Below are 24583 nucleotides of genomic sequence, written 5' to 3'. Positions count from 1 at the left end.
ATGTTGTTTTGTGGGTGTGTGGTTTGTTGCCGGCCCCCCCCCCCAGCACGGTCTTGATGCCGAAACCGAGGATGCTCAGCAGCACCAGGATAAAGAACGCCGCCAACCCTGCATCGAGGTAATCATTGAAGATGATCTGCTGCATCTGCGCGGCCGACTTGGCCGGCGCCAGCAGTTTTCCGTCCGCCAACGCGGCCTGGTATTTGCTGGCGTGAGTCAGGAAGCCGACGCGCGGATTGGCGTCGAATATTTTCTGCCAGCCGGCGGTCAGGGTGCAGACCAGGATCCAGGCGGTCGGCACGATGGTGACCCAGGCAAAGCGGTCGCGTTTCATCTTGAACAGCACGCAAGTCGCCAGGATCAGCGCAATCCCCGCCAGCATCTGGTTGGAGATGCCGAACAGCGGCCACAGGGTATTGATGCCGCCCAGCGGATCGACCACGCCCTGGTACAGGAAATAACCCCAGCCGGCGACGCACAGGGCCGTCGCGATCAGGCTGGCCGGCAGCGAATCGATCTTGCGCATGGAGGGCACGAAGGTGCCGAGCAGGTCTTGCAGCATGAAACGGCCGGCGCGGGTTCCGGCATCGACCGCGGTCAAGATGAACAGCGCCTCGAACAGGATCGCGAAGTGGTACCAGAACGCCATCATCACTTTGCCGCCGCCTATGCTCGACAAGATGTGCGCCATGCCGACCGCCAGTGTCGGTGCGCCGCCGGCGCGGGAAATGATGCTGTGCTCGCCGACGTCTTTCGCCACCTGCGCCAGCATTTCAGGCGTTACGTAAAAACCCCATTGCGAGACGGCCTGCGCGGCGCTGTCCACGGTAGTGCCTATCAAGGCCGCCGGGCTGTTCATCGCAAAGTACACGCCCGGCTCGATGCAGGAGGCTGCGATCAGCGCCATGATGGCGACAAACGATTCCATCAGCATCGCGCCGTAGCCGATGAAGCGCGCATGGCGTTCATTCTCCAGCAGTTTCGGCGTGGTGCCGGAAGCGATCAAGGCATGGAAGCCGGAGACCGCGCCGCAGGCGATGGTGATGAACAGGAACGGGAACAGGCTGCCCGACCAGACCGGGCCGGAGCCGTCCATGAACTGCGTGAAGGCAGGCATTTTCAGTTCAGGCGCCACGAATACGATGCCCAGCGCCAGGCCGACGATGGTGCCGATCTTGAGGAAGGTCGAGAGATAGTCGCGCGGCGCCAGCAGCAGCCAGACCGGCAGCACCGAAGCGATGAAACCGTAGCCGATCAGCATCCAGGTCAGTTCCTTGCCGGTGAAGGTGAACATGGCGCCCAGCACCGGATGTTCCTGCACATACTGGCCGCCGACGATCGCCAGCATCAGCAGCACAAAGCCGATCAGCGAAATCTCGCCGATGCGGCCCGGCCGCAGGTAGCGGGTATAGACGCCCATGAACAGCGCGATCGGGATCGTCACCGCTACAGTGAACGTGCCCCAGGGCGATTCCGCCAGCGCCTTGACCACGATCAGCGCCAGCACCGCCAGGATGATGACCATGATCATGAAGGTGCCGAACAGGGCGATCACGCCGGGCACCGGGCCCAGCTCGGACTTGATCAGGTCGCCGAGCGAACGGCCGTCGCGGCGAGTCGAGATGAACAGCACCATCAAGTCCTGCACCGCGCCGGCAAACACCACGCCGGCCAGGATCCACAGCATGCCCGGCAGGTAGCCCATCTGCGCCGCCAGCACCGGCCCCACCAGCGGCCCGGCGCCGGCAATCGCCGCAAAGTGATGGCCGAACAGGACATTCTTGTTGGTCGGCACATAATCCAGCCCGTCGTTGTACTTGTAGGCGGGCGTCATACGGGTGGCGTCCAGGCCCAGCACCTTGTCGGAAATGTAGAGGCTGTAGAAACGGTAGGCGATCAGGTAGACGCAGACTGCGGCAATCACGATCCAGATGGCGCTGATGGATTCGCCGCGCTGCAGGCCGATGTAGCCAAACGCGAATGCACCGAGCAGGGCCAGCGCAAGCCAGCCCATCTTTGAATATAGACGATTCATTGTTCTCCTCCCAGGCGGGAATGAATATGGTGGAATATTGTTTTTATTGGATAGCGGCCGGCACTCGCCGAGCAACCAGGCCGCGGCCAAAGTATTTGGCATATGGGGCGGGAGGACAAGCGAGGAACTACGCACTGCGCTTGCGTAGTACTACGTAGGCGGGAATGGCGGCAGCGCAGCCGCAGCAGAGGTTTTTGATGGAATCGGCGGCGATTCCGAGTAAAGTAGCGCCATGAAATTACGGCAAAAAATCATCTTCCTGGCCATCGTCCCGCTGATCCTGGCGCTGTGCGCGATCGCGCTGGCGGTGCGGCACCAGGCGGTTGCGCTCGGCCAGCAGCAGCGCGCCACCATCCAGGCCGCCTACCTGGCCAGCAAGGAAGCCGAGCTCAAGCATTACGTGGAACTGGCCACCTGGTCGATCGCCCATCTGTACGATTCCGGCCGCAAGGACCAGGCAGCGCTGGACGAGGCCATGGCCATCCTGTCCAAGCTGTCTTATGGCGACGACGGTTATTTCTTCATCTACGACATGCAGGGCAAGAGCCTGATGCATCCGCGCCAGCCGGAACTGGTCGGGCGCGACCTGTGGGACATGAAGGACGCCGACGGCAACCTCACCATCCAGCACCTGATCGAGCGCGCCCGCAGCGGCGGCGGCTTTGAGCGTTACCAGTGGGAAAAACCGTCCAGCCACCATGTCGCCAGCAAGCTCGGCTACGTCGTGGCGTTGCCTAACTGGGGCTGGATGCTGGGCACCGGCATTTATATGGATGACGTCGACGCCGCGCTCAGCAAGATCGATACCCAGGTTTCCGGCAATATCCGCAACACCATGTGGTGGATTGCCGGCATCGCGATCCTGAGCGCGCTGGTGGTGGGGGTGTCGGGGCTGGTGCTGAACATCAGCGAACACCGGGTGGCCGACGCCAAGCTGAAAGTGCTGGCGCAGCGCGTGGTGCGCTCGCAGGAAGAAGAGCGCGCCAGGCTGTCGCGCGACCTGCACGACGGCATCAGCCAGTGGCTGGTATCGATCAAGCTGCAGATCGAAGCCGGCATCGCCAAGCTCGACAACGGCCCGCAGCAGTCGGCCGCAGCACGCGCCACGTTCGAGCGCAGCGCCGGCCAGCTGAACGACGTGCTGGCCGAAGTGCGCCGCATTTCGCACGACCTGCGGCCGGCGATCCTGGATGATCTCGGCCTGGCGGCAGCGCTCAGCCACCTGGCCCGCGAATGGCTGGAACACGCCGGCATCCCCATCGATTTCCAGCACAGCGGCAACACCGACGGCATGCCGGCGGTGGCCAATACGGTGTTGTTCCGCATCGCCCAGGAAGCCTTGGCCAACGTCGCCCGCCATTCGCAGGCAACGCAGATCAAGGTGCTGCTGCAAGGCGATGCGCAAGCAGTTACCCTGACCGTGCAAGACAACGGCGTCGGCTTCGATGTCGACCAGATCGACGGCAATCCGAAACACGGCATCGGCCTGCGCAACATGGTCGAGCGGCTGGAAGCCGTCGGCGGCCGGCTCAAGGTCAACTCATCTGCGGCCGGCACCACGGTGCTGGCGACCATTCCGCATCCACACTATTCCTATGCCTGAAATCACTACCAAGATCATGCTGGTCGACGACCATCCGCTGGTGCGCGACGGCTTGCGCGCGCGGCTCGAGGCCGTGCCGGGTTTCGCCATCGTGGCGGAAGCCGGCAGCGCCGACGAAGCCCTGCAGCGCGCCGGAGAACAGGCGATCGACCTGGTCCTGATGGATATCAACCTGCGCGGCAGCAGCAACGGCATCGACCTCACCGCGCGGTTCCATGTCAGTTTCCCGGAAATCGCGGTGCTGATCCTGAGCATGCATGACAAGACCGAATACCTGATGCAGTCGGTGCAGGCCGGCGCCCGCGGTTATGTGCTGAAAGACGCGCCCGGCAAGGATATCGTGCATGCGATAGAAACCGTGATTTCCGGCGGCATGTATTACAGCGCGGCGCTGGCCCAGAAACTGGCGCGGCCGATGACGCCGGGGCAGCTGCTGACGGCGCGCGAACGCCAGGTGCTGCAGCATATCGCCAACGGCGAGTCGAACAAGCAGATTGCGCGCGAACTCGACCTGAGCGTGCGCACGGTGGAAACCCACAGGCTGAACATCAAGCGCAAGCTGGATATCGAAGGCCAGGCGGAACTGATCAAGTTTGCAGTGGAAAACAATTTCCGCTGAAGCTGCCGTGGCGGCCGGCGATTGTTACCCCAGCTTGCCTTCGGCGGCCAGTTCGCGGATCACGCGGATGGTGTCGATATCGGCTTCTTCATAGGCGGAGCGCCGGAATTCGTCGTAAAACTCTTGCTCGGCCTGCGCCGCCGGCTGCCGCTCGACCGCATCGTCTTCATACTCGAAGCGCACGAACAGCATTTCCTGTTCCGGTTCTTCAATCGTCATGATCAGGCTGGAGCCGGCGATATCTTGCTGTTTCGGCACCTGGTAGCGCACCTGCAGCAGCGGCAGGTAGCTGACCACGTCCTTGACGATCACTTTGCCGTAACGCAATTCACGCGCTACCGACTGCACCGATTTATCCGACAGGCGGCAATCGTCCAGATGCTCAACGAACAACATCGGCTGCTCGGCCCGCATCACCAGCCCGCGCCACAGCTGCTCGCGCGTCAGGGTATCGATCAGCGGGTTGAGAGGATCGTTGATTTCGATCAGGTGACTGAATTTCATGGCATGTCCGGCAAGATGGTTAATGACGGATTGTCCCATATTCGACGCCGGAACTGGGGCAGGACGACAAGCAGGCTCCGAGGCCTCGCACACTGTTAAAATACAGCGCTTTGCTCCTTCCTGTCAGCCGCTGATGTCGTCTACTCCCAATTTCGGTCTCAATGCTCCCCAACGGGAAGCCGTCAAGTACCTGGACGGCCCCTGCCTGGTGCTGGCCGGCGCGGGTTCGGGCAAGACGCGCGTGATCACGCAGAAGATCCAGCACCTGATCGAGGATTGCGGCTACGACGCCAGGCATATCGCGGCGCTCACCTTTACCAACAAGGCGGCGACCGAAATGCAAGAGCGTATCGCCAAGCTGCTGAAGGATCCGAAACAGGCCAAGCACATCACTGTCAGCACCTTCCACTCGCTGGGGGTCAAGATCCTGCGGCAGGAAGCGCGCGAGCTGGGCTTGAAAGACCGCTTCTCCATCATGGACAGCGACGATTGCTTTTCTATCGTGCAAGACCTGGCGATCACCACCGATAAACAGCTGGTGCGCCGCATCCAGAACGCCATGTCGCTGTGGAAGAACGGCCTGGTCGATCCCGAAGAGGCCATCAAGCAGGCGGTCACCGAAGATGAAGCGCAAGCGGCGCGCATCTACCGCAGCTATGTGGCGACGCTGGCGGCCTACCAGGCCGTCGATTTCGATGACCTGATCCGGCTGCCGGTGGAGCTGTTCCGCAGCAACGAGGCGGTGCGCGACAAATGGCAGCGCCGCCTGCGCTACCTGCTGGTCGATGAGTACCAGGACACCAATACCTGCCAGTACGAACTGGTCAAGCTGCTGGTCACCGGGCTCGGCAAGAAGCCGATGTTCACCGCGGTGGGCGACGACGACCAGGCGATCTACGCCTGGCGCGGCGCCACCATCGAGAACCTGAAAACCCTGCAGGTCGATTTTCCCGACCTGAAAGTGATCAAGCTGGAACAGAATTACCGTTCTTCCACGCGCATCCTGCAAGCCGCCAATGCGGTGATCGGCAACAATCCCAAGCTGTTCGACAAAAAGCTGTGGTCAGAACACGGCCTGGGCGATCCGATCAAGGTGATGGGCATGGAGGACGACGAAAAGGAAGCGGAGCAGGTGGCGATCATGCTGTCGGCGCACCGTTTCGAGCGGCGCGCCAAGTTTTCCGACTACGCCATCCTGTACCGCGGCAACCACCAGGCGCGGACCTTTGAAAAAGCCCTGCGGCGCGAACGCATCCCGTACACGATGTCGGGCGGCCAGAGCTTTTTCGACCGCGCCGAAATCAAGGACATCATCAGCTACCTGCGCCTGATCGCCAACGAAGACGACGATCCGGCCTTCATCCGCGCCATCACCACGCCCAAGCGCGGCGTCGGCCAGGCCACGCTGGAAGTGCTGGGCACCGTAGCCGGCCAGTGGCAGTGCTCACTGTTCGAAGCGGTGTTCAAGGGCGGCATCGAAGCCAAGCTGACCGACCGCCAGCTGTATCCGCTGCGCGAGTTCTGCCATTTCATCAACCAGCTGGAAGCACGCGCCAGCCGCGTCGGCCCGGCCGGCAGCGGCGAAAACGCAGCCGCCGTGCTGGACGACATGATGAAGGAAATCAATTACGAGCATTACCTGTATGACAGCTTCGACGACCGCGCGGCGCAAGGCAAGTGGCAGAACGTGCTGGACTTCACCAACTGGCTCAAGGAAAAGGGCACCGGCGGCAAGGACGGCGCCGGCGACGAGCGCAACCTGCTGGAACTGACGCAGATGGTGGCGCTGATGTCGATGCTGGAAGGCCGCGACGAGGAGCCCGATGCGGTGCGCATGTCGACCTTGCACGCTTCCAAGGGGCTGGAGTATCCGCATGTGTTCCTGATCGGCGTCGAGGAGGGCATCTTGCCGCACAAGGGCGATCCCGACGCCCCGGCCGAGACCATCGCCGCCCGCATCGAGGAAGAGCGGCGCCTGATGTATGTCGGCATCACGCGCGCCCAGCGCAGCCTGCACGTGAGCTGGTGCAAGAAACGCAAGCGCGCCGGCGAATCGGTCGTTTGCGAAATATCGCGCTTCGTCAAGGAAATGAAGCTGGACGAAGGCGACGCCATGCCGACCGAAGCGGAACAGATCACGCCGCAAAACCGCCTGGCCAGTTTGAAGGCTTTGTTGCAGAAGCCACGCGCCGCGTGAGAAGATAGATGTTAGAGTAAGAGTCAATTCAGGAGTAAACCATGAGCATAGACAACATCAAGACATCGCTGGAAAAACTCCGCAGCACGCTGGAAAACAACAGCACGGTCGACAGCGAACTGAAAGGCTTGCTGCAATCGCTGGACAGCGATATCCAGGAACTGCTGAAATCCTCCGGCACGGCCGCCGCAGCCCCGGCTTCCGACCTGCGTTCGGCGCTGGTGGAACGCGCCCAGAGCATTTCGGCCCGGCTGGCGGTGAATCATCCGCACCTGCAACCGGTGCTGCGCCAGATCGCCGATACGCTGACCGACATGGGTATCTGACTACCCGACCACCCTTGCTTTGCGGACCGGGCATCTCCCCGGCCTGCAACTGCTGCACCAGCTTCAGCTGCTTCAAACTTCCCGCGTTTTCATCAACCGGCAACCGCCTGGACATAGCGTAAATCGCCACGCGGCAGGTAGCTGTGTCCGGGATTTGTTTTATTTATTGGAAATTGGAACACTATGTGGTTTAAAAATCTTCAGATCTACCGTATTCCCGCACCATGGGCCATTTCGGCCGAACAGCTCGAAGCTTTCCTGGCGCCGCAGGCGTTTGCCAAGTGCAGCAGCCTGGAATTGCAGAGCCAGGGCTGGCTGTCGCCGCGCGACAACGGCATGCTGGTGCATACCGTCAACCGCCAGATGATGATTTTGCTGGGCACGGAGAAGAAACTGCTGCCGGCTACGGTAGTCAACCAGGTCACCAAGGCGCGCGCCGCCGAGATTGAAGAGCAGCAAGGTTATGCGCCAGGCCGCAAGCAGCTCAAGGACCTCAAGGAACAAGTCACCGACGAACTGCTGCCGCGCGCGTTCAGCATCCAGCGCAACACCTGGGTCTGGATCGATCCGGTCAACGGCTGGCTGGTGATTGACGCCGCCAGCCCGGCCAAGGCCGAAGAAATCCTGAAGCTGTTGCTGGCCTCGGTCGACAAACTGCAGGTTTCCAGCCTGCGCACGGCGCATTCGCCGCTGACTTCGATGACCAACTGGCTGGCTTCCGATGAAGCGCCGCACGGGTTTACCGTCGACCAGGATACGGAGCTGCGCGCCGCCGGCGAAGGCAAGGCCACCGTGCGCTACGTACGCCACACCATCGAGGCCGACGACGTCCGCCGCCACATCGCCTCCGGCAAGCAGTGCACGCGGCTGGCGATGACCTGGGCCGACCATGTTTCGTTTGTCCTAACCGAATCGCTGGCGGTCAAGCGCATCGCGCCGCTGGACGTGCTCAAGGAAGGCAATGACACCAGCAGCAAGAACGACGACGAACGTTTCGATTCCGACATGATGCTGATGACCGGCGAACTGAGCAAGATGCTGGGCGACCTGGTGTTCGCGCTGGGCGGCGAACCCGCAGTCTAAGGTTCCTAGGCGCGGGAACCGCGCCTAGAACGCCCTGATGGTAGTGCCGCCGTCGGATGACTCGAAGGTGTCGGGGCTGATCATGACGCGGTTGCGGCCGGCCGCCTTGGCGCCGTACAACGCCATGTCGGCGCGCTGGAAGGCTTCGTCTATGCTTTCGCCGGGGCGGAAATCGGTAATCCCGATGGACGCCGTCAGCACGATGTCCTTGCCGAACTTGCTCCAGTCGTACATTTCGGTCTCGGCGCAGATCCGGTCCAGTGCCGTCACGCCTTCCTCTACCGTGGTGCCGGTCAGCACCAGCACGAACTCGTCGCCGCCATAGCGGGCGAAGTGGTCGCTCAGGCGCATTTCGTTGCGCACGATCTCGACAAAGGTCTTCAGCACCAGGTCGCCGGCGGCATGGCCGAAATTGTCATTGACCGACTTGAAGCCGTCCAGGTCCAGGATGGCGATGCAGAACGGCGTGCCGCCGCGCTGGAAGCGTTTCTGCTCGACGGCCAGGATTTCCATCAGCGAACGGCGGTTCTCGATATTGGTCAGCTCGTCGCGGGTGGCCAGCTCCTGCACCCGTTTCATGGCAAGCACCAGCTGCTGGTTCTTTTCCATGATCTTGCGCTGCATGCGGCTCAGCATGTTGGTCAGGTAGATGCAGCGGCCCAGCGTCAGGATGAAGGACAGGCACACCAGCAGCTGGCTGAAATTGCTCGCCACCGGGAAGCTCAGGTGCGAACCCGCCAGGCCGAAGGCCAGCACCAGCGCCAGCGAACCGATCAGCCAGCTGACCACGTACCAGAAGGTGCTCAGGCCGAGCACGCCAAAACCGTAGATGACAAAAAAATTGATCAGGAACAGGTAGCCGACCTGCGGCGCCAGGATCAGGAAACCGGTCTGCAGCAGCAAGGCCGTCACCACCTGCGCAAAAGTGAGGCCGGGATCCTTGTAGCGCCGGTTGAAGCCGCTGCGGATCAGCAGGTAATAAACGCCGTTGACCACCACCACGACCATGGCATACAGCAGCGCGATGTCCGGCCGGATCACCCCGGCATGAGCGAAACCCCACAGCAGCATGGCATCCAGCAGGCCGCTCAGGGCGACGCGCCCAAGCATGCCTAATGCCATCGCATTCATTTCTTTTCGTCGTTGCGCTTTCATGTCCCCTACTTCTCGTTGGTTGCCATTGGTTTCTTCACCACCCTTATAGGCAACAAGCAGCCACGCATGACAGACAGCAATTCATCTTTCCGGAGAAATAGATGCAGGACATGTTTCCGTGGGAAAACAATAATGCCATGTTCTGGCGATCGCACGGATGCGGGATTAAGTTATCTATCAAAATTATTGCACTGCAGATATTCTATAGCTTACTGGAAAATTAAGCCGCATCTTCTATTACTGACAAGATTGAGGTGCAAAGCGGCGAAAACGGCACAGCAAATTTTAGGGCGTCTTTAGCGTTTTAAGGGGATCAGGACAGCATGAGAGTCATTATTTTATTATTAGTTGCTGTCGGGATAGGCAGTTGGTACTGGAATCGTCAAAATTCCATCGATGAGGAGAGCGTAAACCGCTTTTACGACACCGCCACCGAGCACGTGCTGAACGGCCGCAGCAAGGAACTGTGCGCAATGCTGAGCAAGGATTTCACGCGCACCGGCGTCAACTCCACCAGCCAGGGACGGATCCAGGAAAACGCCGACAAGGACGAAACCTGCGACAGGTACAACAAGATGTTCGCATCGCTGGCACAAGCGGGGCGGCTGGGCGGGGTCTCGACCAATTACCAGGTCAACATCGAGCATATCGAGATCAGCAAGGACCGCAAGAGCGCCGAGGTGAAGCTTTCCTCCAGCGTCAGCATGGCGCTGGGGCCGATCGGCAGCATTGCCGAGACCAGGGATAAAAGCAGCGAGACGCTGGTGATCCGCAATGGCAAGCTGCTGCTGCAGAAATCCGAAGGCGCCGCGATTACCCGCACCATAGGCGATCGTTTTTGACTCTCGTCTAATATGAAACCGGACTTACAAATAAAAACGCCCGCTTGCGCGGGCATTTGTATTCTTGGCGGAGTGGACGGGACTCGAACCCGCGACCCCCGGCGTGACAGGCCGGTATTCTAACCAACTGAACTACCACTCCTAAACTGCTGCTTCATCAAGATCGTCTGGCCACTTGGTGGGTGCTGAGAGGCTCGAACTCCCGACCTACGCCTTGTAAGGGCGCCGCTCTACCAACTGAGCTAAGCACCCAAAATGCACACTTAGTCAGCCAAACTTTCTTAGCGTATGTCACTACGCCTGAAGGGGGCAGATTGTACAACGGTTTTTTTAAATTTACTAGCGCTTCGTCGCATTTTGTTTTGAAAAGTTTTTCGCAAGATTGGATTTCGGCCCGCCAACCGCCTGTTTGCCTGGTTTTCACCGTTTCGCCGCAGTTATTGAATGCCTCGGTTATTTTTTGTTTGAATCGGTTTACCGAGATGGAACACCAGGTACCGCTCGACTGTCATATCATCATGGCGCCATTCAATGATCGTCGTCGGCGACATGGCGCCCAGGGGTTCACCGCCTTCGTTTATTAATATTTAACCAACTTTAACGATAAGAAGAATCGCGATGAATGCCAAGATCCGCATTAGCCTCTACAGCGTGACTGCGATCATGCTGGCCGCCTGCACCGGCCAGCTGGCAGAAGCGCCGGCGCCGCCCGCCACCACCTCCACCGCAACGTCGACCGCCGCCACGCTGGATGACTACAAGCGCGCGCTGGCGCAACGCATTGTCGCGGTCAACTCTACCCAGGTGTATGTCGGCCGGCCGCAGGCGCTGCTGCGCGCCGTGATCGTGCTGAAATATTTCGTGAACGCCGACGGCCAGCTGCTGCGCGCCGACGTCCTGCGCACCAACCGCGATCGCAAGGCCGAGGCCACGGCGCTGGCCGCACTGCGCCGCGCCGCGCCTTTCCCCAAGCCCGACAGCCGCTTCCTGCATCGCGGCGAAGTCGAGCTCGCGGAAAGCTGGCTGTTCAATGACGACGGCCGTTTCCAGCTGCGTTCGGTGGCCGAACAGCAGATGGACGAGTAGCGGCTGCGCCGATTGCGTCCGGCTTGCTTCCGGCGCGCTTCTCGCCTACCATCGAGCCATCAGCCTGAACGCAATGCAGGACTCCGTGAGATATCCCACCACGCCGCGTTCGCACTTATCCCCCTTTTCTACGAGACAGCACAGTCATGGATATTCAGCCGCCACTCATCATTTCCAGTTTCGACCTGGAGCGCATTGAACAATTGCTGGCGTCTGGCGCTTGCCGCAACCTGCCAGGCGTCGACGCGCTGCAAAACGAACTGGGCCGCGCCACCGTGGTCGCTCCCGAAGATATGCCGCCGGGCGTGATCACCATGAATTCGGCGGTGCGTTTCATCGATGAAGTCAGCAATACCGAATATGGCATGACGCTGGCCTATCCGAGCCCGTCCAACCCGCCTGACGCGGTATCGATCCTGGCGCCGGTCGGCAGCGCCCTGCTCGGCCTGTCGGTGGGGCAGTCGATTTCCTGGCAAGGTCCGGGCGGCCGTCCTTTGCAGTTGCGCATTCTGGATGTGACGTACCAGCCCGAAGCCAACGGCGAATTCCACCTTTAAGCGCCCGTACTGCAGCAGCAGATTTTCAGGACGCGCGATGTTCGCGTCCGTTACACAAAGAATAAAGACAAGTCATCATGTTAAGCGCAGATTACCAACGCCCTGCCAAGCTCTATCGCTATTCGGAGCGGCAATGGCTGGAACGTTCCTTGACGCTCGGAGAATTCCGTTTGCGTCCGCCCGCGGAAAGCCTGCAAATCAGTAACCTCCATCATGCGCACGGCGCGGCAAAACGCGCCACGCCGCAACTGCTGACCTTGAGCATGAGCAGCAGCGACGACGCCAGCCTGTTCAACGCGTTCGCACCGTCGGATTGCTGCCTGGTGATCCACGACACCGAACATTTCGGTGAACTGATCCACCGCGCCGCGCAGCGGCTGCTGCCGAACTGGGCCGGGATCGACGCCGCCGTCAGCTACGGCCAGCCGAGTCCCCTGGGCAGCGCCTTCAGCAAAGGCAAGCGCGATGCATCCCAGCATGAATGGCTGTTTGCCTGGCGGCCGGCGCAGGCGACCATCACCCTGCGCCCCGTCGTCATCCAGATCGGCAATATCGAGGCGATCGCCGAACTGCGCGACAGGAAATAAGGCGTGATTGCCGCCACGCGGGGCGGCAATCCAGTGCACATTCAATGCCAGAAAGACACTTTGCTGGCAGACAAGCATAGTAGCCTGTATCATCGAACGCCTAAGCTAGCCTGGCCGCAGCATTTACAGAAGCGCTTGGCTATACTTGAAAATCATGAATGAAGGAGTCACACGATGCACCGATCCACTCTGAGAACCCGCAGCGATCTGCGCAGCATGGTCGAAGACGCGCAGGAACTGTTCCGCGAAGCTGCCGCCACCACCGGCGAGAAAGCCGAAGACCTGCGCAACAAAGGTTTGGAACTACTTGATTCGGCCGTATCTAAAGCACAAGACGTGCAAGCTGCAGCAATCGAAGCAGGCAAGGAAATCGCCGCTACCACCGATGACTATGTCCAGGAAAATCCATGGCGCGCAATCGCCATTTCGGCCGGCATCGGCCTGCTGGTCGGCTTGGCCATTTCCCGTAAATAACCGCAGCATAACCGTCAGGCGCGCATGAACCCACAACAACCCAAGCAAAGCAGTCCGGGTCTGGTGTCCGGGCTGGTCGGCACCGCCAAGAACATGTTTGCGCTGATCATCAGCCGCATCGAACTGGCCGCGCTGGAATTTTCCGAGATCGGCTCGCACCTGTTCAAGCTGCTCCTGGTCTGCGCGCTCGGCATTGTCGCCTTGTGGTTCGCGCTGGCCTTCTGGAGCGGCTTGCTGCTGGTGCTGGCATGGGACGCCCTGGGCTGGAAAATACTGCTGATCCTGGCGGCTTTCTTCACCATCGTGACGATCGGCACCGGCTTTTATGTGCGCAGCGTATTGCGCCAGGGCCGGCTCGGCTTGCCCGTCACCATGGCCGAACTGCGCAAAGATCGCGACGCCTTACTTTGAACACGGAACCCGACATGGGCAGATATCCAGGACCGGACAGCAGTCTTTCCACCGCCGAGCGCAAGCAGAAGCTGCTGCAGGAAGGCGCGGCCTTCCGTGCCGACATGCTGGTCTCGCGCGATATAGTGCGGACCAACCTGAACAGCAAATCGCTGGCGACCATTTTACTGGGCCGGATGACCGGCATCGCTTCATCGGTATTCAGCAATCGCGGCAACCCGGGCGGCAGCAACCTGCCTGCCATGCTGCCTTTGCTGCTGACCGGCGCGTCATGGCTATCCAAACGCCGTACCCGCAAACCTTTGCTTATCGGCGCCGCCCTGCTTGCTGCAATCGGCGGCGCCGCTTATGTCAACAGCAGGAAAAGCAAGACAACTACAGATGACGAATAACCGTAGCCTCCAGCCGGGGGCTACGGTTTTTTTTGCTGGCGCTGTCTCAACCTTAGAAAGGAAAGACCATGAATAAATTCAAGTTGGGTGCCCTGGTTCTCGCAGTTTCAATGGCAACCGCGGGCTGTGCCGATATGACGGAAACCCAAAGAGGAACTGCGATGGGCGCTGGCGCAGGTGCTGTGCTGGGAGGCCTGGTGGGCGGCATTGCCGGCCCAGGCGGCGCCGGACGCACTGCCGCCGGTGCGGCGATCGGCGCGGCGATCGGTGCGGTTGGCGGCAATATCTGGGGCAAGCGCCAGCAAGACCAGAAGCTGGCGATGGAGCGGGCAACTGCCGGCACTAACGTCCAGGTCACGCAGACTGCCGATAACCGACTGAAGATCAATGTTCCCGCCGATACCGGCTTTGCTACCGGACGCGCCGACATCAATCCGGCCCTGCGCCCGATCCTCGATCAGCTGGCGGCAACACTGGTGCAGAATCCCGCCGCCCAGGTGGAAGTCTACGGCCATACCGACAATACCGGCACGGATGCGATCAACAATCCGCTGTCGATCCAGCGCGCGCAGAATGTTGCCAACTACCTTGGCAGCCGCGGCGTTGCGCCGAATCGTATCCTGACGAAGGGCCTGGGCTCCACAGAGCCTGTAGTCGCCAATGATACGGCGGCTAACCGTGCAATCAATCGCCGGGTCGAGCTCTACACTTACGAACGAGATCCTGGACAAGGCCAGCCGCAGGCACGAGCCTATTGATCTTCGCCCCAAGTTCCTGGGCAAAAAAAAACCAGTCGATATGACTGGTTTTTTTTTACGACCGGCCATGCCGGATTATTTTGCTGCCGGCTCCGACGCAGCGCTGGCTGCCGCAGAAGCAGAAGCCGCCGCGCTTGCCGAAGCGGCTGGCGCAGCAGGGGCCGGCACTTCCGGTTCCTTGAACTTGCCGCCGGACTGGTTGGCCATGTAGACCACGGCGCGCGCAACTTCGATATCGTCCAGGTCGGCATTGCCGCCCTTGGCCGGCATCGCCCGCAAGCCGTGCAGCGCATAGCCGACCACCTTGTCGTAACCTTCCGCCAGGCGCGGTCCCCAGGCGCCGGCATCGCCGACCTTGGGCGCACCGGCAACGCCGGCTGCGTGGCATGCGGCACAAGTGGACTTGAAGACTTCTTCGCCTGACAGCAGCTGCTTGGGAGCGTTGACATCCTTGAAGGTGAAACCGGCATCGGCTACCGGGCTGATACGGGCAGCAATCGCTTCCGGGGTCTGTCCCTCGGAACCGGCGCCGACCTTCTTGCCGGCAGTGACGTATTGCACCAGCAATACGATGCAGATGATGGGGACCAGAAAGCCCGCTGCAATGGCAACGATCAGCTGCTTAGGTGTCCTGATCGCGGATTGATGTTCTTCGTTATGTGCGTCGCTCATGATTCCCTCAGTACAATTTTCAAAGCCGTAGCCGGATAGGCGCCAAAAAACCGTCCGAATCGCCCAAACAGCACACGATCCCCCGCCAAACCCTTGATTATAGTCCCAATAATTACTATTTGGAACGCCGAAACGTTGCTTTGCATGGACGCGCGCGCAGAAAAACGGTATCCTTCATGCCTCTTCACCGTTCCTCTCATGCGGCTGTAGCTCAGTGGATAGAGTATTGGCCTCCGAAGCCAAGGGTCGCTGGTTCGATTCCAGCCAGCCGCACCAATAAAATCAACAACTTACGATAACTCTCGTCAGCGCTTGATTACCTGAAAAATTTTCCCGGTCAGACCAGCGACGACCAAAGGTGCTGTGCCGCATAGGCACGCCACGGCCGCCAGGCTTCTGCCCGCGCGGTCAGTTCCTTTGCGTCCGGCCGGACGCCTTCATGCAGCGCAACCGCGTTCATCAACGCGACATCCGCCGCCGGGAACGCATCGGTCTCGCGCAGATGGCGGAGCGCCATGTAGTGCGCAGTCCAATCGCCTATGCCCGGCAGCGCGCGCAATTTCAGCACGGCTTCCTCCAGGCTGGCGCGCGTCTCCAGCAGCTGCGGGTCGGCCACCAGCGCTGCAGCTATCGCGGACATGGTTGCGGCGCGCGCTTTCGGCATGCCCAGCGGCGCCAGGTCGGCTGCCGCCACCCGCGCCGCTTGCGGGAATACGTGGGTCAATCCAGGCCGGTCCGGGCTGGGATCGCTGAGCGTTTCGCCATGCTGCGCCACCAGCTTGCCGGCCAGCCTGATGGCGCCGGCCACGGTGATCTGCTGGCCCAGCACCGCACGCATCGCCTGTTCGAAACCGTCCCAGCAGCCTGGTACGCGCAGGCCCGGCCGGGCGGCGGTCAGCCTGGCCATCAAGGGATCGGCCGACAATTGCCGGCTGATGATTTCCGGATCGGCCGCCAGGTCGAACATCCTGCGCAGACGAGCGATGATGGCCGATAACGACGACAGTTGGGGAAAACGGATGGTGGCTTGCAGGGCATGTCCTTCGCCGGGCCGGACGGCAATCGTGCCATGCACGCCGTCGAGGCTGATGCTGCGGTAGTAACAGCCGTCAGCCACCAGTTCCATGCCGGCGATGGCGCGCGCGCTCAGGAATGCCAGCATGGCCGGCCAGTCGTAGGGCGGACGATAGCGCAGCAGCAGCGTTACCCCGGCCTGCGCCGATTGCTCCGGCCGGCCGCCATGGCGCAATGCGCTTGGCGGGCGCTGGAACAGGTCAAGGAACACTTCGTTGAAACGGCGGATGCTGCCAAAGCCGGCGGCGAAAGCGATTTCGGTAATCGGCATGCGGGTTTCGTGGATCAGCTGCTTGGCCAGCAGCACCCTGCGCGTCTGCGCCACGGCTACCGGCGACGCCCCCAGGTGCTGGGCAAACAAGCGGCGCAATTGCCGCTCGCCGACACCCAGGCGTTCGGCCAGCCCATCCATCCCATTGTCATCCAGCGCTCCCATTTCGATCAGCGCCAGTGCGCGCCTCACGGTATTGGATACGCCGCTGTTGGCAACCCCGCGCCAGGCGCCGGAATCGGGCGCCGCTTCCGGGCGGCAGCGCAGGCAAGGACGAAAGCCCGCTTCCTGCGCGGCGGCGGCAGTGGGAAAAAACAGCACGTTTTCTGATTTGGCGGTACGCGCCGGGCAAATCGGGCGGCAGTAGATGCCGGTGGTTTTGACGCCGATGAAAAACCGTCCGTCAAAGCGCGCGTCGCGGCTGGCCAGGGCCCGGTAGCAGGTGTCGTGATCAAGTTCCATCGGACCATGATCGCGCCAATATTTATCACTGTCTAGCGGTTTTCGGACATGGACATGATGCCGGAAAAGTCAGTTTTCTGCGCCCTGAAAGCACACAGGGCGCGGGTTCATTTGCCGTTCAATGCGGACCACAATCGCGGCCCGCCGTCGCCGTAGCGATCATCAAAGCGCTGCAACACGGCTTCGCGCACTGAATCCGACAAGCTCGGATATTTGTCGCCCTGCTCGATGGCGGCATATTCTTCGCCGGCCTTCGCACGATCCGAGGGTATATGGAATTTAACGATGAAATCCTGTTCCCACTGCTCCGTAACCTTGAGGACCAATGCTGCGCGCGCAGCGGGGTTGAGGACACTGAACTCGCCGACGCCAGCCGTAATGTGCTGCACGGTCTCTGTCAGCCCTTCCTCCGTCGGCGGGGCCTTGGTGAACTCTTTAACGGCATGTGAACTACTCGTCTTACTCATGTCACTCTCCTCAGGTTAAGTGATGCGATGGTGGACGGCCCGCTTGCGGCAGGCAAATGCTGCAAAATGATTAGGATGGATCTCCGCTTTTAATCAAGTTGCGTCGTTCAGGGCGCGGTGAAAAAACGTTCTTGCATTTCTTCCAGCCCCAGGGTGTGCAGTACTTCTTGCAAGCGCTCGGTCGGCCGCTTGCGCGGCAGGTCTTTGTAGCTGGCGATGATCAGTTCATTCTTCATGGAGTGCTCCCAGCCAACCAGTTCCGTGACGCTGACTTGATAACCATGTGCTTCCAGCTGCAGGCAGCGCAGCACGTTGGTGACCTGGCTGCCGAATTCGCGCGTATGCAGCGGATGGCGCCAGATTTCGGTCAGCGCTTCTTTCGCCAGCGATTTACCCTTGTTCTTCTTCAGTACGGAAGCCACTTCCGCCTGGCAGCAAGGCACCAGCACCATGAAACGCGCCTGTTTCTTCAAACCAAATTCGATCGCATCGTCAGTCGCGGTATTGCATGCATGCAAGGCTGTGACGACATCGATGCGGCCAGGCAGCAAAGCCGATCCTATCGATTCCGCCACCGACAAATTGAGGAAGGACATGCCCGGAAACTCCAGGCGCTGCGCCAGTTCCTGCGATTTCTTGACCAGTTCTTCACGGGTTTCGATGCCGAAAATGTGCGAGTCGTCGGTCAGCGTCTTGAAAAACAGGTCATACAGGATAAATCCCAGGTACGACTTGCCGGCGCCATGGTCGACCAGCTGCACTCCGCCCTGTTCTTGCTGGATCTCCTGCAGCAGCGGCTCAATGAATTGATATAAATGATATACCTGCTTGAGCTTGCGGCGGCTGTCCTGGTTCAATTTGCCGTCGCGCGTCAGGATATGTAACTCTTTGAGCAACTCTATCGACTGGCCGGGGCGGATTTCGTGCTTGGACGCTTGCGGGTTGAGGGAATTGGATTCTTGCTTGATACCGTTCATGGAACTTGCTTTCTGTCGGCCAGGCTTGCCGGCTATTCCACCAAGTATAACGGCTTCGGCAGCATGAGGTCTCCAATGCGCCGCGATCCGTCCAAAAAAATCCGTCACGGCGGCTGCCCGATCTTGCCCATCGTGCAGGAATACCTGCCCAGTTCGATGTCGTTGCGCAGGCCCATTTTTCTCATCGCCGACGCTTTTTGCAAACCCACGGTCTTGACGCTCTTGTTAAGCCGGTCGGCGATTTCCCGCAGGCTGTTGCCGACCACGTACATCTTCAGCACTTCCGCTTCGCGCCTGGTCGGCAGCCTGCCGTTAGGACCTTTTTTCAGCATCCGCAGCGCTGACTTGGCGATATACGGCGCCGCGGGCGAACCCTCCTGCATGGCGCGGCCGAGCTCGCTTATCTCGTCGCTTTTGTGCACCAGCCCTTTCACGCCGCAATGGACGATCTGGTACAGCACCGCCGGTATGTCGATCATCGTCAGCACGATCAGCTGCAGCGACGGGTAATCGCGCTTGAGCTGGCAGAACAAGGCGCAGCCGCGGCCGATGCGATTCATCGGCAATGAAAATTCCGTGACCAGCAGGTCGCATGGCGTATCTCGCAACCGCTCCGACAGTTCTGCCGTCGAGGAGACTGCCGCCACTACGGTAAAGCCCGGCATCTGCTCGATATATTGGCGTGTCCCGGAAATGATGGCCGGCTGGTCGTCGGCCAGGATGATCCTGATCATGAAATTGTCTCTCCACGGCTGGTGAATGATGTCTACCTTGGTGTCCGCCTTGGTGTCTTCCTTATGGGTTTCTACTTATCGTTATTGAATAGGAAGTATCGGGTTTGCATATTATTAAATATATAAGTAAATTTCTTAATTTCGTAGTCTAACAAACAAGGTAACAATGGAATAACTAAAATCGATCTCGCTGCAAACCGCGCTGGCGAGTTTTGAGATTCTTCCGGGCCGGCTCCGATCCTGTCTGTTATTTTCTGTGGAGTAATCAATGTGAAGATTGTTCTAGCGGACGACCACCCCGTATTTACCGCAGGGGTGCGCAATTACCTCAACCATGTGCCGGATTGCCGCGTCGTGGCCAGCGTGACCAGTTCGGATGCGCTGGTCAGATGCCTGGAATCGACGCCTTGCGACCTGGTCATCACCGAATTTTCGATGCCGATGGTGCGCGTCAGCGACGGTTTGCACCTGCTGTCTTACATCCGGCGCCATCATCCGCAGACCTGGCTGGTGGTGCTGACCATGAATGCGTTTCCGCTGGTGCTGTACCAGATCGTCAATAGCGGCGCGAACGGCTTGCTGCACAAAAGCGATGAAATTCCGGAGCTGGGCAAGACCATCCGCCACTTGGGCAACGGATCGCCTTATGTAGGACCGTCTTTCCGGGCCCTGTTGCAGAACGGTATCAACGGCCAGGCCAAAAGCCGCATCCCGAGCCCGCGCGAAACGGAAGTGCTGCGCCTGTATGTGGCGGGCAACAGCTTGCGCGATATCGCCCAGCGCATGAGCAAGAGCGTGAAAACGGTCAGCTTGCAAAAAGCGTCGGCGATGAAGAAACTGGGCCTGGATAGCGACATCGCACTGGGCCGCTACTGCGCCGCGGTGAGCGGCGATATCGTCCAGCCGCCGGGGTGCGGCGACTGGTTTCAGACAGATAACGAGAACAGCGATGAGGGTGAAGGAAGCTGAAGCGGCTCAGGGCTGCAGCTTGAGATCAAAAATCTGCGTCATCGCCACCCATTTTTCTCCGGCAGGGGTCCACGGGGTGGCGGCCTGGAATTCCCACATCAGGGTTTCCCATTCCTGCACCTTGGGATTGCTGCGCGCGGCTTCGGCCATGCGCTCCGGGCTGTAAACCGCGTCGTCGGTGTCCATCAGCATCACCAGGCGCGTGCCAAGGCGATAGATTTCCATGCCGAGCACGCCATGCAGGCGCAGATGGACAGCGATCTCGGGCCAGATACGGCGGTGCAGCGCTTCATAGCGGCCGATCAGGCCGGGATCGTCCTTCAGGTCCAGCGCCAGGCAGTAACGCATATTGTCGAAGCTCGCTAACTAGATAGAGTGTAGGGTGGCTGCGCCGGCGCAGGTCAGTTGGACCAGCCGCCGTCGATCACGTGGATCGCGCCGGTGGTAAACGCCGATTCATCCGAAGCCAGGTACAGCGCCAGCGCGGCGATTTCTTCGGCCTTGCCCACCCGTCCCATCGGCTGGCGGGCGACAAACGCAGCTTCGATCTGTGCGATATCGACGTCTTGCAGGCGCGCCTGTTCGGCAATCCGCTGCCGCAGCGACGGCGACTCGACCGTGCCGGGACAAATCGCATTGCAGCGGATGCCCTTGGCGACAAAGTCCGCTGCAATCGCCTTGGTCAGGCCGATCACCGCCGCCTTGGTGGCGCCGTAGACGAAACGGTTGGGCACGCCTTTGACGCTGGAAGCCGCCGACGCCATGTTGATGATGGAACCGCCGCCCTTGGCCAGCATGCCCGGCAGCAGCGCGCGGATCAGGCGGTACATGGAAGAGACGTTGAGATCCCATGAGAAATCCCAATCCTGTTCGCTGCAATCGAGGATGCTGCCGTGATGGACAAATCCGGCGCAATTGAACAGCACATCAAAACTTTGCTCTGCTTGCGCCAGCGCCGCCACCGCGGCGGCGTCGGTGACATCGAGCCGCACCGTCCGCAGCGGATGGCCGGCAGCGCTTGCGGCACCGGCGGTTTCCGCCAAAGAACCGAGATTGATATCGGCCGCCAATACCTGCGCTCCTTCGCGCGCAAACATCAGGGCGCTGGCGCGGCCGATGCCTTGCCCGGCCGCAGTCACCAAAACGCGTTTTCCTTGCAATCTCATACGGCTGCCTCCGATTTTCTGGATTTACTCGGGTTAATATTTTATACTGAAAAGGTTCATTGGCTGGACCAATACTAGCACAGCAGAAATTCAGCGAGCAACCGGACCGGCAACCCGCTGCCGTCATTTATTGAAGACAGGGCGGGCGCCAGCGCCATTTGCTTAGGTTCGCAGCTATCGCGCCGTGGCACAATACGAAAAATCTCTTTCCTTACTGCCATGCCCATACAAGTTATACATAACCGCCGCCTGTACCAGCAAATCGCCGACCAGCTGCGCGACATGATCGACCGCGGCGAATACGGTCCCGGCGACAACCTGCCGCCCGAACGCGAACTGGCCAAGCAGTTCGGCGTCAGCCGCACGTCGGTGCGCGAAGCCCTGATCGCACTGGAAGTGATCGGCATCGTCAGCGTCCGCGTCGGCAATGGCGTGATGGTGTTGCCGCGCAATGAAGACGAAGCAGCGCGCAACAACGGCAACCAGGCGCCGGCCCTGCAGCAGGCAGCGCACCGCAGCGGCTGGGAAATCGATCCGGAACTGGACCTGGAAATCAATCTTGGGCTGGATGACGAAATCCCGCCGTTCAAGCTGCTGCAGGCGCGGCGCCTGGTGGAACCCGAGACGGCGGCGCTGGCAGCAGTCAATGCCAGCGATGAGCAGCTGCGCAATATCGCAGAGGCGTATGCGCGCAATGTCGAGGATAACCGCAGCGGCTCGCATACCCATCCCGGCGACCGCCTGTTCCATATCCGCATCGCCGAGGCCAGCGGCAACCCGGCTTACCTGCTGCTGGTCAGCCACTTGCTGGGACGCAAATACGGCATGATGTTCCAGCGCCTGCAAACGCTGTACAGCTCGAAAGACATGCCGAACCGTTCGGAACATGAACACCAGCTCATCCTGGAAGCGCTGCAGGCACGCGATGCAGTGGCGGCGCGGCGCGCCATGCGGGCGCACATGGATTCCGTGGTGCGGATCTTTTCCCGCTCGGTGCCCGAGCAAAGACACTAGGGTCAGATATCCACCGGATCCACTTCCAGCGACCATTTGGCGCGCGTCCTGATCTGCCGCAGCTGAGCCATCCAGTCCGTCAGGAAAGCCTGCAGGCCGGGGCGCGACGGGCACTCGATCAGCAATTGCGCGCGGTCGACGTTGGCGACCCGGGTCATGGTCATCGGAATCGGATCATGCATGGTGATGCCGCCGTGCTCGATGCAATTGGCCGCCTGCTGCAAGAACTCGATCGCGGTTTCCAGCTCCTTCGCCTCGGCCCTTAGCAACGCTTGATAAATATAAGGCGGCAAGCAGGCTTGCGCACGCTCCTCCAGCAGTGAAGTGGCGAAGCGATCGTAATCGTGGGCGATCACCGCCGCGTACAGGGGATGCTGTGGATAACGCGTCTGGATCAGCACCTCGCTGGCGCTGCCGCCCTCTTTCTGCGCCGCGCGGCCGGCGCGCCCCGCCACCTGCATCAGTTGCGCAAACAGGCGCTCGCTGGCGCGATAGTCGTGGGAAAACAGCGCCGTGTCGGGATTCAGGATGCCGACCAGGGTCAGGTTCTTGAAATCATGCCCCTTGGCGACCATCTGGGTGCCGATCAGGATATCCACTTCGCCCCGGTGCACGCTGTCGAAAGCAGCCTGCGCGCTGCCTTTGCGGCGCGTCGAATCGGCATCGATGCGCAGCACCCGCGCTTCCGGAAACATCGCTTGCAGTCCCTCTTCCAGCCGTTGCGTGCCGCGTCCCAGCGGCTGCAGGTCGACATTGCCGCAGGTCGGGCAGGATTTCGGGATCCTCAGCTCCAGGCTGCAATGGTGGCAGCGCAGGCGGTGCTCGGGTTTGTGCAGCACCATGAAAGAGGTGCAGCGGGTACAGTTGCTGACCCAGCCGCAGGCGTCGCAGGCAATCACCGGGGCGTAGCCGCGCCGGTTCAGGAACAGCAGCGACTGTTCGCCGCGCTCCAGCCTTTGCTTGAGGGCGCTGACCAGGGTCGAGGTCAGTCCCTCGCTGGGCTTGTCGCGCTCCATGTCGATCCGGCGCACCAGCGGCAACACCGCATCCTTGACTGCGCGCTCGCGCAGCTCCAGCTTCCGGTAACGTCCGGATTGCGTGTGGTGCCAGGTTTCCAGCGACGGCGTGGCCGAGCCCAGCACGATCGGTATCCCCAGCTGGTGGGCGCGCCACACGGCCAGGTCGCGCGCCGAATAACGCAAGCCTTCTTGCTGTTTGTAGGACGGATCGTGCTCTTCGTCGATGACGATGAGCTTCAGGTGCGGCAGGGAAGCCAGCACCGCCAGCCGGGTGCCGAGGATGATCCGCGCCTGCCCCAGGTGCGCCGCCAGCCAGTGGCGCATGCGCTCGCCTTCCGCCAGGCCGCTGTGCAAGGTCGCCACCATCACGCCGGGGAAACGGGCGCGGATGTTCCCTTCCAGCTGCGGCGTCAAATTAATTTCCGGCACCAGGATCAGGATCTGCGACGGGTTGTCGGCGCCGCCTTCGCTGTGCGCCAGGATCTGCGCCGCGGCCTGCAGGTAGACTTCGGTCTTGCCGCTGCCGGTGACGCCGTACAGCAGCGTCGGCGCAAAGCCGCTGGCGCCGGCAATCGCGTCGGCAGCCTGCTGCTGCGCCGGATTCAGCTGCGCCACGTCGATCGGCGTGGCGTCGTGGGCGGCGCCGCCTTGCTGCAATTTTTTGAGGCCGCGATCCAGCGCCACGGTAGTCAGCGCACGCAGGTTTTTCGGCAGGCCGGGCAGCGCCACTTCGCCCAGCGGCCGCTGATAATAATCGGCGGCAAAACGGCACAAGGCGAGCCATTGGGGCGATAGCGGCGGCAGCTGGTGGCGCACCGCTTGCACGTTTTTCAATTTTTCGGCGGGAACGTCGCTCTCGGCGCTGGTGCCGACGATCATGCCGACCACTTCCCGCCGGCCGAACGAAAGCTGGACCAGCTGCCCGATTTGCGGCGTGGGCTCGCTGTCGTCGCTGGCCTGCCAGCGATAGTCGAAACTGCTATCCAAGGGAGTATCGAGGACGATTTGGAGAATGCTTTGTTTCACGAACTTAATGTAATTCCCGAGGAAATAAGCTAACTATCGGTTTCATAAGTGCTTTTAAAAATATCCACAAGATCTGTGGATAACTTTGTGGACAAGGTTGCGT

At 60.7% G+C, this 24583-nt stretch carries 26 protein-coding genes and 3 tRNA genes; 16 read left to right on the top strand and 13 right to left on the bottom strand.

What is annotated here, in order from left to right:
* A partial coding sequence (locus AC07RZ_RS10245) for a carbon starvation CstA family protein (protein ID WP_494667864.1) occupies positions 1-2035 on the bottom strand: 2035 nt, incomplete at its 3' end.
* Between the two features lie 232 nt (positions 2036-2267).
* On the opposite strand from AC07RZ_RS10245, the gene AC07RZ_RS10240 reads away from it, so the two are divergent.
* Together AC07RZ_RS10240 and AC07RZ_RS10235 are read left to right on the top strand one after the other, a co-directional pair.
* Complete coding sequence (locus AC07RZ_RS10240; RefSeq protein ID WP_494667863.1) at positions 2268-3638, top strand: cache domain-containing protein; 1371 nt, start codon at positions 2268-2270, stop codon at positions 3636-3638.
* Positions 3631-4257 (top strand): response regulator, encoded by a 627-nt coding sequence (locus tag AC07RZ_RS10235; RefSeq protein WP_342829900.1) that lies wholly within the window; start codon positions 3631-3633, stop codon positions 4255-4257. Before AC07RZ_RS10240 ends, AC07RZ_RS10235 begins: the two co-directional genes overlap by 8 nt.
* Positions 4258-4281: 24 nt before the next feature.
* On the opposite strand, the gene AC07RZ_RS10230 is transcribed toward AC07RZ_RS10235, so the two are convergent.
* Positions 4282-4761 (bottom strand): SRPBCC family protein, encoded by a 480-nt coding sequence (locus AC07RZ_RS10230; RefSeq protein WP_342829899.1) that lies wholly within the window; start codon positions 4759-4761, stop codon positions 4282-4284.
* Positions 4762-4894: 133 nt separating this feature from the next.
* Between AC07RZ_RS10230 and AC07RZ_RS10225 the strand changes: the two genes are divergently transcribed.
* The 3 genes from AC07RZ_RS10225 to AC07RZ_RS10215 all read left to right on the top strand — a co-directional run bounded on the left by AC07RZ_RS10225 (position 4895) and on the right by AC07RZ_RS10215 (position 8367).
* Positions 4895-6958: a UvrD-helicase domain-containing protein gene (locus AC07RZ_RS10225; protein WP_342829898.1), complete on the top strand. Its 2064-nt coding sequence runs from the start codon at positions 4895-4897 to the stop codon at positions 6956-6958.
* Between the two features lie 41 nt (positions 6959-6999).
* Positions 7000-7284, top strand: a complete 285-nt coding sequence (locus AC07RZ_RS10220; protein WP_092395727.1) for a DUF4404 family protein — start codon at positions 7000-7002, stop codon at positions 7282-7284.
* Positions 7285-7467: 183 nt separating this feature from the next.
* Complete coding sequence (locus tag AC07RZ_RS10215) at positions 7468-8367, top strand: recombination-associated protein RdgC (RefSeq protein ID WP_092395729.1); 900 nt, start codon at positions 7468-7470, stop codon at positions 8365-8367.
* 24 nt (positions 8368-8391) lie between these two features.
* Here the strand turns inward: AC07RZ_RS10215 and AC07RZ_RS10210 are convergent, their stop codons facing one another.
* A complete protein-coding gene (locus AC07RZ_RS10210; RefSeq protein ID WP_494667862.1) occupies positions 8392-9489 on the bottom strand; it encodes a GGDEF domain-containing protein in 1098 nt (365 codons plus the stop codon).
* 356 nt (positions 9490-9845) lie between these two features.
* Between AC07RZ_RS10210 and AC07RZ_RS10205 the strand changes: the two genes are divergently transcribed.
* Complete coding sequence (locus tag AC07RZ_RS10205) at positions 9846-10364, top strand: hypothetical protein (RefSeq protein WP_139220012.1); 519 nt, start codon at positions 9846-9848, stop codon at positions 10362-10364.
* Positions 10365-10429: 65 nt separating this feature from the next.
* Here the strand turns inward: AC07RZ_RS10205 and AC07RZ_RS10200 are convergent.
* Together AC07RZ_RS10200 and AC07RZ_RS10195 are read right to left on the bottom strand one after the other, a co-directional pair.
* Positions 10430-10506: transfer RNA gene (locus AC07RZ_RS10200), tRNA-Asp, on the bottom strand.
* Between the two features lie 34 nt (positions 10507-10540).
* Positions 10541-10616: transfer RNA gene (locus tag AC07RZ_RS10195), tRNA-Val, on the bottom strand.
* 366 nt (positions 10617-10982) lie between these two features.
* On the opposite strand from AC07RZ_RS10195, the gene AC07RZ_RS10190 reads away from it, so the two are divergent.
* The 7 genes from AC07RZ_RS10190 (at position 10983) to AC07RZ_RS10160 (ending at position 14629) form a co-directional block, all read left to right on the top strand.
* The gene (locus AC07RZ_RS10190; RefSeq protein ID WP_144742501.1) at positions 10983-11450 is read left to right on the top strand and encodes a hypothetical protein; all 468 of its coding nucleotides are present in this window, start codon (positions 10983-10985) and stop codon (positions 11448-11450) included.
* A gap of 146 nt (positions 11451-11596) precedes the next feature.
* Positions 11597-12007, top strand: coding sequence for a nucleoside diphosphate kinase regulator (gene rnk, locus AC07RZ_RS10185; protein ID WP_186450667.1), 411 nt, complete (start codon positions 11597-11599; stop codon positions 12005-12007).
* Between the two features lie 77 nt (positions 12008-12084).
* Positions 12085-12594: a hypothetical protein gene (locus AC07RZ_RS10180; RefSeq protein WP_144742502.1), complete on the top strand. Its 510-nt coding sequence runs from the start codon at positions 12085-12087 to the stop codon at positions 12592-12594.
* A gap of 174 nt (positions 12595-12768) precedes the next feature.
* Positions 12769-13068, top strand: a complete 300-nt coding sequence (locus AC07RZ_RS10175) for a DUF883 family protein (protein WP_144742503.1) — start codon at positions 12769-12771, stop codon at positions 13066-13068.
* A gap of 24 nt (positions 13069-13092) precedes the next feature.
* Positions 13093-13479 carry a phage holin family protein gene (locus AC07RZ_RS10170; protein WP_092395741.1) on the top strand — a complete coding sequence of 129 codons (387 nt, stop codon included), beginning with the start codon at positions 13093-13095 and terminating at the stop codon, positions 13477-13479.
* A gap of 14 nt (positions 13480-13493) precedes the next feature.
* Positions 13494-13871: a hypothetical protein gene (locus tag AC07RZ_RS10165; protein WP_494667861.1), complete on the top strand. Its 378-nt coding sequence runs from the start codon at positions 13494-13496 to the stop codon at positions 13869-13871.
* 68 nt (positions 13872-13939) lie between these two features.
* On the top strand, positions 13940-14629 hold the full coding sequence (locus tag AC07RZ_RS10160) for a YiaD family glycine zipper/OmpA-like lipoprotein (protein ID WP_494667860.1): 690 nt from the start codon (positions 13940-13942) through the stop codon (positions 14627-14629).
* 75 nt (positions 14630-14704) lie between these two features.
* On the opposite strand, the gene AC07RZ_RS10155 is transcribed toward AC07RZ_RS10160, so the two are convergent.
* Entirely contained in the window at positions 14705-15301 is a 597-nt protein-coding gene (locus AC07RZ_RS10155; RefSeq protein ID WP_144742506.1) for a c-type cytochrome, read from the bottom strand.
* A gap of 200 nt (positions 15302-15501) precedes the next feature.
* On the opposite strand from AC07RZ_RS10155, the gene AC07RZ_RS10150 reads away from it, so the two are divergent.
* Positions 15502-15577 (top strand) — tRNA-Arg (locus tag AC07RZ_RS10150).
* 61 nt (positions 15578-15638) lie between these two features.
* On the opposite strand, the gene AC07RZ_RS10145 is transcribed toward AC07RZ_RS10150, so the two are convergent.
* The 4 genes from AC07RZ_RS10145 to AC07RZ_RS10130 all read right to left on the bottom strand — a co-directional run bounded on the left by AC07RZ_RS10145 (position 15639) and on the right by AC07RZ_RS10130 (position 19286).
* The gene (locus AC07RZ_RS10145; RefSeq protein ID WP_494667859.1) at positions 15639-17108 is read right to left on the bottom strand and encodes a DNA-3-methyladenine glycosylase 2 family protein; all 1470 of its coding nucleotides are present in this window, start codon (positions 17106-17108) and stop codon (positions 15639-15641) included.
* 107 nt (positions 17109-17215) lie between these two features.
* Positions 17216-17575, bottom strand: a complete 360-nt coding sequence (locus AC07RZ_RS10140; protein ID WP_092395759.1) for a hypothetical protein — start codon at positions 17573-17575, stop codon at positions 17216-17218.
* 107 nt (positions 17576-17682) lie between these two features.
* A complete protein-coding gene (locus AC07RZ_RS10135) occupies positions 17683-18552 on the bottom strand; it encodes a class I SAM-dependent methyltransferase (protein WP_342829869.1) in 870 nt (289 codons plus the stop codon).
* A gap of 104 nt (positions 18553-18656) precedes the next feature.
* Positions 18657-19286: a response regulator gene (locus tag AC07RZ_RS10130; protein ID WP_494667858.1), complete on the bottom strand. Its 630-nt coding sequence runs from the start codon at positions 19284-19286 to the stop codon at positions 18657-18659.
* 270 nt (positions 19287-19556) lie between these two features.
* On the opposite strand from AC07RZ_RS10130, the gene AC07RZ_RS10125 reads away from it, so the two are divergent.
* Positions 19557-20255 carry a response regulator gene (locus tag AC07RZ_RS10125; protein WP_494667857.1) on the top strand — a complete coding sequence of 233 codons (699 nt, stop codon included), beginning with the start codon at positions 19557-19559 and terminating at the stop codon, positions 20253-20255.
* A 6-nt stretch (positions 20256-20261) separates the two neighbouring features.
* Here AC07RZ_RS10125 and AC07RZ_RS10120 read toward each other — a convergent pair whose 3' ends face one another.
* Positions 20262-20603: an L-rhamnose mutarotase gene (locus AC07RZ_RS10120; protein WP_144742511.1), complete on the bottom strand. Its 342-nt coding sequence runs from the start codon at positions 20601-20603 to the stop codon at positions 20262-20264.
* A gap of 53 nt (positions 20604-20656) precedes the next feature.
* A complete protein-coding gene (locus AC07RZ_RS10115) occupies positions 20657-21421 on the bottom strand; it encodes an SDR family oxidoreductase (protein ID WP_494667856.1) in 765 nt (254 codons plus the stop codon).
* Between the two features lie 219 nt (positions 21422-21640).
* On the opposite strand from AC07RZ_RS10115, the gene AC07RZ_RS10110 reads away from it, so the two are divergent.
* Positions 21641-22435 carry a FadR/GntR family transcriptional regulator gene (locus AC07RZ_RS10110; protein ID WP_092395771.1) on the top strand — a complete coding sequence of 265 codons (795 nt, stop codon included), beginning with the start codon at positions 21641-21643 and terminating at the stop codon, positions 22433-22435.
* 2 nt (positions 22436-22437) lie between these two features.
* Here the strand turns inward: AC07RZ_RS10110 and AC07RZ_RS10105 are convergent, their stop codons facing one another.
* A complete protein-coding gene (locus AC07RZ_RS10105; protein WP_494667855.1) occupies positions 22438-24480 on the bottom strand; it encodes a primosomal protein N' in 2043 nt (680 codons plus the stop codon).
* Between the last annotated feature and the right edge of the window lie 103 nt (positions 24481-24583).

This window comes from Collimonas sp. GW821-FHT07E08 (genome assembly GCF_059418905.1).
The sequence above is the reverse complement of the archived record's forward strand: the minus strand, read 5'-3'. Positions and strand labels throughout refer to the sequence as shown.